This is a genomic window from Streptomyces sp. NPDC050388, assembly GCF_040655635.1.
In the GTDB taxonomy this organism is placed as follows: domain Bacteria; phylum Actinomycetota; class Actinomycetes; order Streptomycetales; family Streptomycetaceae; genus Streptomyces.
Map to the genome: position 1 here is coordinate 21,254 of NZ_JBFAKH010000051.1, position 6,958 is coordinate 28,211.

The following is a 6,958-nucleotide window of genomic DNA, read 5'->3' on the forward strand; positions in this document are numbered from 1 at the left end:
CAGATATTCACACATTCGCAGCCTGAATAGAGCTAGTCAATACGGCCGGTGTGCCGGTGCGGGCGGCCGGGCGGTGTTTGGCCGGGCGTGTGGGTACTGGCAGGGAGAACGCCGAAAACACCGAGAACGCCGAAAACACCGAGGAAACGAGGGAAGCGGTGGCTCATGACGAGGACGGCCCGGACGGCGGGACCGAGCCGGGAGCCGGGCGGGCGGCCCGGCGGGACGAGGCGGTGCGGGCCGCGGTGGAACAGGGGCTGCTCGGCCCCGGCCGCCCCCTGGCGGCCCTGCTCGACGTCACCGGCATCCGGGAGTCGGCGGCCGAGCTGCGGGCGGCCTTCGCGGCGGTGACACCGCCCGGTACACCCGTGCTGCACGCCTTCGCCGTGAAGGCGACCCCGTTGGTGCCGGTGCTGCGGCTGCTGCACACGGAGGGCATCGGGGCGGAGGTGGCGAGCCCCGGTGAGCTGGCGCTGGCGCGGGCGGCGGGCGTGCCCCCGGAGCGGACGGTGCTGGACTCACCCGCCAAGACCTCGGCCGAGCTGCGGGAGGCACTGGCGCTGGGCATCGCCGTCAACGCGGACAACCCGCAGGAGCTGGCGCGTGTCGACGCCCTGCTGGCCGACGCCCCGGCGCGGTCGGCCGGTCTCCGTTCCTCCCGATCCCCCCGCTCCTCCTTTGGCATTCGGGTGAACCCACAGGTCGGCGGTGGCGCCATCGAGGCGCTGTCCACCGCCACGGCGACCTCGAAGTTCGGGGTGGCGCTGCGCGACGAGGGAGCGCGGGAGTGGGTCGTGCGGGCCTACCTGGACCGGCCGTGGCTGACCCGGCTGCACACGCACACCGGCTCCCAGGGCATCGCGCTGCCCCTGATGGCGAGGGGGGTGGCGGAGGCGTACGCGCTGGCGGAGGAGATCAACCGGCGCGCGGGGCGGCAGCAGGTCGACACCGTCGACATCGGCGGCGGCCTGCCGGTGAACTTCGCCTCCGACGCGACCGACCCGACGTACGCGCGGTACGCGCGGCTGCTGAAGGAGACCGTGCCCGGCCTGTTCGACGGGCGGTACGGGCTGGTCACCGAGTTCGGACGGTCGCTGCTGGCCAAGCACGGCACGGTCGTCGCCCGGGTGGAGTACGCCAAGAGCGTCGGCGGGCGTCCGGTCGCGGTGACGCACGCGGGCGTGCAGGTGGCGACCCGGACGGTGTACGCACCGGCCGCGTGGCCGCTCAGGATCGCCGCGTACGACGCCAAGGGGGTGCCGAAGGAGGGCCCCGCGGTGGTGCAGGACGTGGCGGGGCCGGCCTGCTTCGCGGGCGACCTGCTCGCCCGGGGACAGGCGCTCCCCCTGCTGGAGCAGGGGGACCACACGGCGGCGCTGGACACGGGCGCGTACTACTTCGCCCACCACTACGCGTACAACTCGCTCCCCCGCCCGGCCGTCCACGGCTTCACCGCCGACGGCCCCGGCCGGGTCACGTTCGCGCTCGTGCGCCCGGCCCAGAGCGTCGAGGAGATCGTGGCCGAATCGGGCGGTGCCCACGTGGACGCCCTGATCTCCTGACCACCCGACGCCCGACCGCCCGGACCACCCGGCCCGGGTCAGGCCAGGGCCGAGGCGCGGCGGCGGGCCCCGCCCGGGGTCGCGTCGCCCGCCGCGATGCCGGTGGTGCGGTACGCCTTGACCCCCTTGCCGGCCGGGCTGCCCGCACCCGCGCGCAGCCAGTCGACGCGGACCCACAGCAGGCTCTGGTCGGCCTCCTCCAGGCGGCCGATCCAGGACGCCTTCCACCACAGGCCGGCCCCGCACCCGGCGAGCAGCAGACCGCCCGCCGCGGGCAGCGCGAACGAGCCGCCCAGGGCGGCGAGGAAGGCGAGCAGCAGCCACCAGCGGTGGCCGCGACGCCAGTTGCGCACGCTGACCGCACGGCCCTGGAGCACATCGTGCTTGCCCGCCCGGACCGCCGGCCGGGCCAGCGCGCGGTACCGCCCCCGTCGCGCACACGCCACCACGGCCATGGCCACGAGGAACAGCGCGGCCCCCGCCAGCACACCGATCCGGCGGCCGGTCAGCCCCGGCACCAGCACTCCGATGCCCGCCGCGAACACACCCAGCCACCACAGCGGGGCGGCCCCGGCCCGTACGACGACGGCCACCCGAGCCAGCCCCTGTCCTCCGCGCATCACGTCCAGCCTCCCGTCCCACGTCAGTGGAGTGTCCGTATGGTCCCGGGGCGCAGGGTAGTGAACCGACGTGAGAGAAGTCTGAGACACCACCCCTGCCCGCCCCGCCCCGCCGTCACTCCACGAACAGACCGCGGGCCGCCGCCTTCGTGTCGAACTCCTCCAGCCGGGCCTGCGCGTCGGGCAGGTCGTCGCACATCGCCTCCAGCAGCACCCGGCCCAGCAGCATCGGCGCGCACGCCGTGTCGAAGGCGAGCCCGGTGCCGACGGCGGCGGGCAGCAGCAGGTCGGAGACCTTGGCGACCGGCGCGAAGGCGGAGTCGGCGACGGTGACGACGGTCAGCCCCGTCTCCCTGGCGTGCGTGAGGGCGTCGACGACCTCGCGGGGATGCCGGGGCAGCGCGAAGCACAGCAGGGCCCCGGCCCCGGCCCCGGCAGCGGCGTCGATGCGGTCGTGCAGCATGGTGCCGCCCTCGTTGAGCAGCCGCACGTCGGGGTGGACCTTGGCGGCGAAGTAGGCGAAGCCGTGGGCCTGCGCCGCCGCAGCGCGCAGCCCGAGCACGGGCAGCGGCCTGCTGTCCGCGAGGATCCGCCCCGCCCGCCGTACGGGCTCCGGATCGGCCAGCACCTCCGCGAGGTGCCGCAGGTTCTCGATCTCGGCCTCGACGGCCTGCTGGTACTCGTTGTACGGGCCGGTCTCCGGCGTGGGCCCGGTGGGCGCGACCTCGCGCAGATGCCGCCGCAGCGCGGGGTAGCCGTCGAAGCCGAGGGCGACGGCGAACCGGGTCACGGAGGGCTGGCTGACCCCGGCCAGCTCGGCCAGTTCCACGCTGGACAGGAACGGGACGTCGGCGGCGCGCCGCACCATGCTGTGCGCGATGCGCCGCTGCGTGGGCGTCAGCCGGTGCCCCTCGAAGAGCGCCTGCAGGCGCGCGCCCGGGCCCTCGGTGACGCTCATGACGTGGCTCCCCCTCGACCTGTTCCCCGGTCTGATCCTCGGCCTGGTCCTCTGCCTATTCACACACCGCGATTCCTGCATGCCGTTATACAGGCGAACGGAGGGCGAGCACGACCGGGAACGGGCCCCGGAGCGGGCGCCGGGCCCCCGCGGGCCCCCGGCCGACAACGGGGGCTACCCCCAGTGTCACGGGCCGTCGGCCTGCCTACCGTGCTCGGTATGAGCGGAATGGACGCGCGGGACGCCGAGCTGAAGAAGGAACTCGACGCCACCCTGCAGGCCCGCAGGGAACTGGGCGACGAGTACGAGTCCGCGCTGGTCGACTCGTTCCTCGCGAAGGTCGACCAGCGCATCGACGGCTCGGTGGAGCGCCTGGTGCGCCGACAGCTCGCCGAGCAGCAGATGACGGTGGCCCGGGAGTCCCGGAAACCGAAGGCCACGGACAGCTGGGGCGAGCGCTTCGGCTTCGGGATCGTCTCCCTGGTCCTGGCGGTGCCGCTGTCCGCGATCGGCGGGGGTGTGGGCCACCTGCCCGGCCTGGTGGTCGCCTGGCTGGGCATCGTCGGCGTGAACGTCGTCCAGGCCGCACGCGTCGACCCGGCCCTGTTCGGCGGCCGCCGCCGACGGCGGGAGCCGGACGACGCCTGGGAGGACTGAGCAGACGGGGCGGCCGCCGGGGGCGGCCGCGGGAGGGCGGTACGCGGGGACCACCGCACCCCCGTCACCGGGGGGCGGGACGACGGCGGTCCCCGCGCGGGGACGCGGGCCGGCCGGGCCCGCGTCCTGGCGTCCGTGGAGGTCCGGGAGCCGCTCCGGAGGCCCTTGACGCCGTTCCCTGTCGGCCGGGAAGGGAATCCTCCCCCGGCGCTGAACGCCTGGGAGGTGCCCCCGCCTCCCCGCCGACACCCCTCACTCTGCCGGGCCGGTGTTAAGCGCGTGCTGCGCGCACATGACGCCCGCGTACCACTTCCGCGAAGTCCACGAGGATCACGTGCGGAGATCGCGTACGGCTCTGCTCCACGGCGTGCACGGCCGGTTCACCGGTGTTCCGCCGAAGGCCGCCACCGGCCGCCCCTCGGTCCCCGTCCGTCAGCTCCCGTCCTTGGCGAGGAAGGACAGCAGGTCCTGGCGGCCGACCACACCGGTCGGCTTGCCCTCGACCAGGACGATCGCCGCGTCCGCCTTGCCCAGCACGGCCATCAGGTCCGCGACGGGCTCACCGGAGCCGACCTGCGGCAGCGGGGCCGACATGTGCTTCTCCAGCGGGTCCTCGAGCGAGGCGTGCTTGCTGAACAGCGCGTCCAGCAGCTCCCGCTCCACCACCGAGCCGACGACCTCGGCGGCCATCACGTCCGGGTGGCCGGCGCCCGGCTTGACGACCGGCATCTGCGAGACGCCGTACTCGCGCAGCACCTCGATGGCCTGCCCGACCGTCTCGTCGGGGTGCATGTGCACGAGGGAGGGGATGTGCCCGCCCTCCTTGTGGTCGAGGACGGCACCGACGCGGGCGCTCGGGCCGGCGTCCTCGAGGAAGCCGTAGTCGGCCATCCACTCGTCGTTGAAGATCTTGCTGAGGTAGCCGCGACCGCTGTCCGGGAGCAGCACCACCACGACGTCGTCCTCGCCGAGCCGCTCGGCCACCCGCAGCGCCGCCACGACGGCCATGCCGCACGAACCGCCGACGAGCAGGCCCTCCTCCTTGGCGAGGCGCCGGGTCATCTGGAAGGAGTCCTTGTCGGACACGGGGACGATCTCGTCCGCGACGGTCCGGTCGTACGCGGTGGGCCAGAAGTCCTCGCCCACGCCCTCCACCAGGTACGGCCGCCCGGAGCCGCCCGAGTAGACGGAGCCCTCGGGGTCGGCGCCGACGACCTTGACGCGGCCGTCGCTGACCTCCTTCAGGTAGCGCCCGGTCCCGGAGATGGTGCCGCCGGTGCCGACCCCGGCCACGAAGTGGGTGATCTTCCCCCCGGTCTGCTCCCACAGCTCCGGACCGGTGGACTCGTAGTGGCTGAGCGGGTTGTTGGGGTTGGAGTACTGGTCCGGCTTCCAGGCCCCCGGCGTCTCACGGACCAGCCGGTCGGAGACGTTGTAGTAGGAGTCGGGGTGCTCGGGGTCGACGGCGGTCGGGCAGACGACCACTTCCGCCCCGTACGCCCGCAGCACGTTGATCTTGTCCAGGGAGACCTTGTCGGGGCAGACGAAGATGCACTTGTAGCCCTTCTGCTGGGCCACGATGGCAAGACCGACCCCGGTGTTGCCACTGGTCGGCTCGACGATGGTGCCGCCCGGCTGCAGCTCTCCGCTCTTCTCCGCCGCCTCGATCATGCGCAGGGCGATGCGGTCCTTCACCGATCCGCCGGGGTTGAAGTACTCCACCTTGGCCAGGACAGTCGCCCCGATGCCCTTGGTGACGTTGTTGAGCCTCACGAGCGGGGTGTCGCCGACAAGGCTGATCATCGAGTCGTGGAATTGCACCGTTGTCTCCGGATGCTGCAAAAGGTGTGGTTGTCGTGGTGCTGCCAGCCTAGAGCCTGCTCCTGAGCCGCTGTCCGCCACGACCCGGCCGGGTCGTTCACCCACCGTCGAGATTGGACCACGGTCCGTACGGGGCAAGCACTGGGTGTACGGCTTCGAGGAGGTGGCGGCGAGGCATGACACGCATGTCGAGGGCGAGAGTGGCCCGGCGGATCGCGGCGGGGGCGGCGTACGGCGGCGGGGGCGTCGGGCTGGCCGGTGCGGCCGCCGTCGGGCTGCTGCTGGCCGAGGCCCAGCTGGCGCGGCGGCGGGTGGGCAACGGCGCGGCTCCTCACGTACCGAACGCGGACGGCCTGTACGGCGCCGCCCACACGGTGCCCGGTGAACCGGCGCTGCGGCTGACGATGCTGGGCGACTCCACGGCCGCCGGCCAGGGGGTGCACCGGGCCGGGCAGACCCCGGGCGCGCTGCTGGCGTCGGGCGTCGCGGCGATCGCGGAACGGCCCGTGGGGCTGAGCACGGTGGCGGTGCCCGGAGCCCGCTCCGACGACCTGGACCGGCAGGTGAGCCGGGCCCTGGCCGATCCGGCCCGGGTGCCCGACATCTGCGTGATCATGATCGGCGCGAACGACGTCACGCACCGCCTGTCGCCCGCCCTCTCCGTCCGTCACCTGGCCTCGGCGGTACGCCGGCTGCGGACGGCCGGAGCGGAGGTCGTCGTCGGCACCTGCCCGGACCTGGGCACGATCGAGCCGGTGTGGCAGCCCCTGCGCTGGCTGGCCCGGCGGGCCTCCCGGCAGCTGGCGGCGGCCCAGACGATCGGCACGGTCGAACAGGGCGGGCGCACGGTGTCACTGGGCGATCTGCTGGGCCCCGAGTTCGCGGCGAACCCCCGCGAGCTCTTCGGCCCCGACAACTACCACCCCTCCGCCGAGGGGTACGCCACGGCCGCCATGGCCGTCCTGCCGACCGTCTGCGCCGTGCTCGGACTGTGGCCCGCGCTGGAGGAGCGTCCCGACGCGGCCCGCCGCGAGGGCTTCCTCCCTGTCGCCCGGGCGGCGGCCGAGGCCGCTTCGGAGGCGGGCACCGAGGTCACGGCGGCCGCGCCGACGGGCCTCCGGGGTCGCTGGGCCCTCCTCAAGCGCCGCAAGCGCCGCCGGGTGCCGGAACCGGAGCTCGAGCCGGAATCCGCTCCGGCGGCGGATTCCGGGGGATCCCAGGCCAAAGCAAGCGCTTAGTAAACTGCGGCCAGAGTCACACCGCGCCCCTCGTGACCCCGCCACCACGGCCGGGTAGCTTCCCAAGCAGCCCACCCGTCGCCCGACCACCACCCCTCAACG

The 6,958-nt window shown here is 74.0% G+C and carries 6 protein-coding genes; 3 read left to right on the plus strand and 3 right to left on the minus strand.

The window, feature by feature from the left end; all coding sequences use genetic code 11:
* The first annotated feature begins 158 nt into the window (after positions 1-158).
* Positions 159-1,562, plus strand: coding sequence for a diaminopimelate decarboxylase (locus AB0I73_RS26340; protein ID WP_363041257.1), 1,404 nt, complete (start codon positions 159-161; stop codon positions 1,560-1,562).
* 38 nt (positions 1,563-1,600) lie between these two features.
* Here AB0I73_RS26340 and AB0I73_RS26345 read toward each other — a convergent pair whose 3' ends face one another.
* Together AB0I73_RS26345 and AB0I73_RS26350 are read right to left on the minus strand one after the other, a co-directional pair.
* Complete coding sequence (locus AB0I73_RS26345) at positions 1,601-2,182, minus strand: hypothetical protein (protein WP_363041259.1); 582 nt, start codon at positions 2,180-2,182, stop codon at positions 1,601-1,603.
* A 115-nt stretch (positions 2,183-2,297) separates the two neighbouring features.
* Positions 2,298-3,140 (minus strand): MurR/RpiR family transcriptional regulator, encoded by an 843-nt coding sequence (locus tag AB0I73_RS26350; protein WP_109382465.1) that lies wholly within the window; start codon positions 3,138-3,140, stop codon positions 2,298-2,300.
* Positions 3,141-3,359: 219 nt separating this feature from the next.
* Between AB0I73_RS26350 and AB0I73_RS26355 the strand changes: the two genes are divergently transcribed.
* The gene (locus AB0I73_RS26355; protein WP_363041261.1) at positions 3,360-3,797 is read left to right on the plus strand and encodes a hypothetical protein; all 438 of its coding nucleotides are present in this window, start codon (positions 3,360-3,362) and stop codon (positions 3,795-3,797) included.
* Between the two features lie 432 nt (positions 3,798-4,229).
* On the opposite strand, the gene AB0I73_RS26360 is transcribed toward AB0I73_RS26355, so the two are convergent.
* A complete protein-coding gene (locus AB0I73_RS26360; protein ID WP_363041263.1) occupies positions 4,230-5,618 on the minus strand; it encodes a cystathionine beta-synthase in 1,389 nt (462 codons plus the stop codon).
* A 176-nt stretch (positions 5,619-5,794) separates the two neighbouring features.
* On the opposite strand from AB0I73_RS26360, the gene AB0I73_RS26365 reads away from it, so the two are divergent.
* Positions 5,795-6,856, plus strand: coding sequence for an SGNH/GDSL hydrolase family protein (locus tag AB0I73_RS26365; protein WP_363041265.1), 1,062 nt, complete (start codon positions 5,795-5,797; stop codon positions 6,854-6,856).
* Positions 6,857-6,958: the final 102 nt, after the last annotated feature.

Bases quoted from the DNA above. Each gene is read 5' to 3' on its own strand.
- AB0I73_RS26345 (WP_363041259.1), bottom strand. From the start codon at position 2,182: ATGCGCGGAGGACAGGGGCTGGCTCGGGTGGCCGTCGTCGTACGGGCC.
- AB0I73_RS26365 (WP_363041265.1), top strand. From the start codon at position 5,795: ATGACACGCATGTCGAGGGCGAGAGTGGCCCGGCGGATCGCGGCGGGG.
- AB0I73_RS26355 (WP_363041261.1), top strand. From the start codon at position 3,360: ATGAGCGGAATGGACGCGCGGGACGCCGAGCTGAAGAAGGAACTCGAC.
- AB0I73_RS26350 (WP_109382465.1), bottom strand. From the start codon at position 3,140: ATGAGCGTCACCGAGGGCCCGGGCGCGCGCCTGCAGGCGCTCTTCGAG.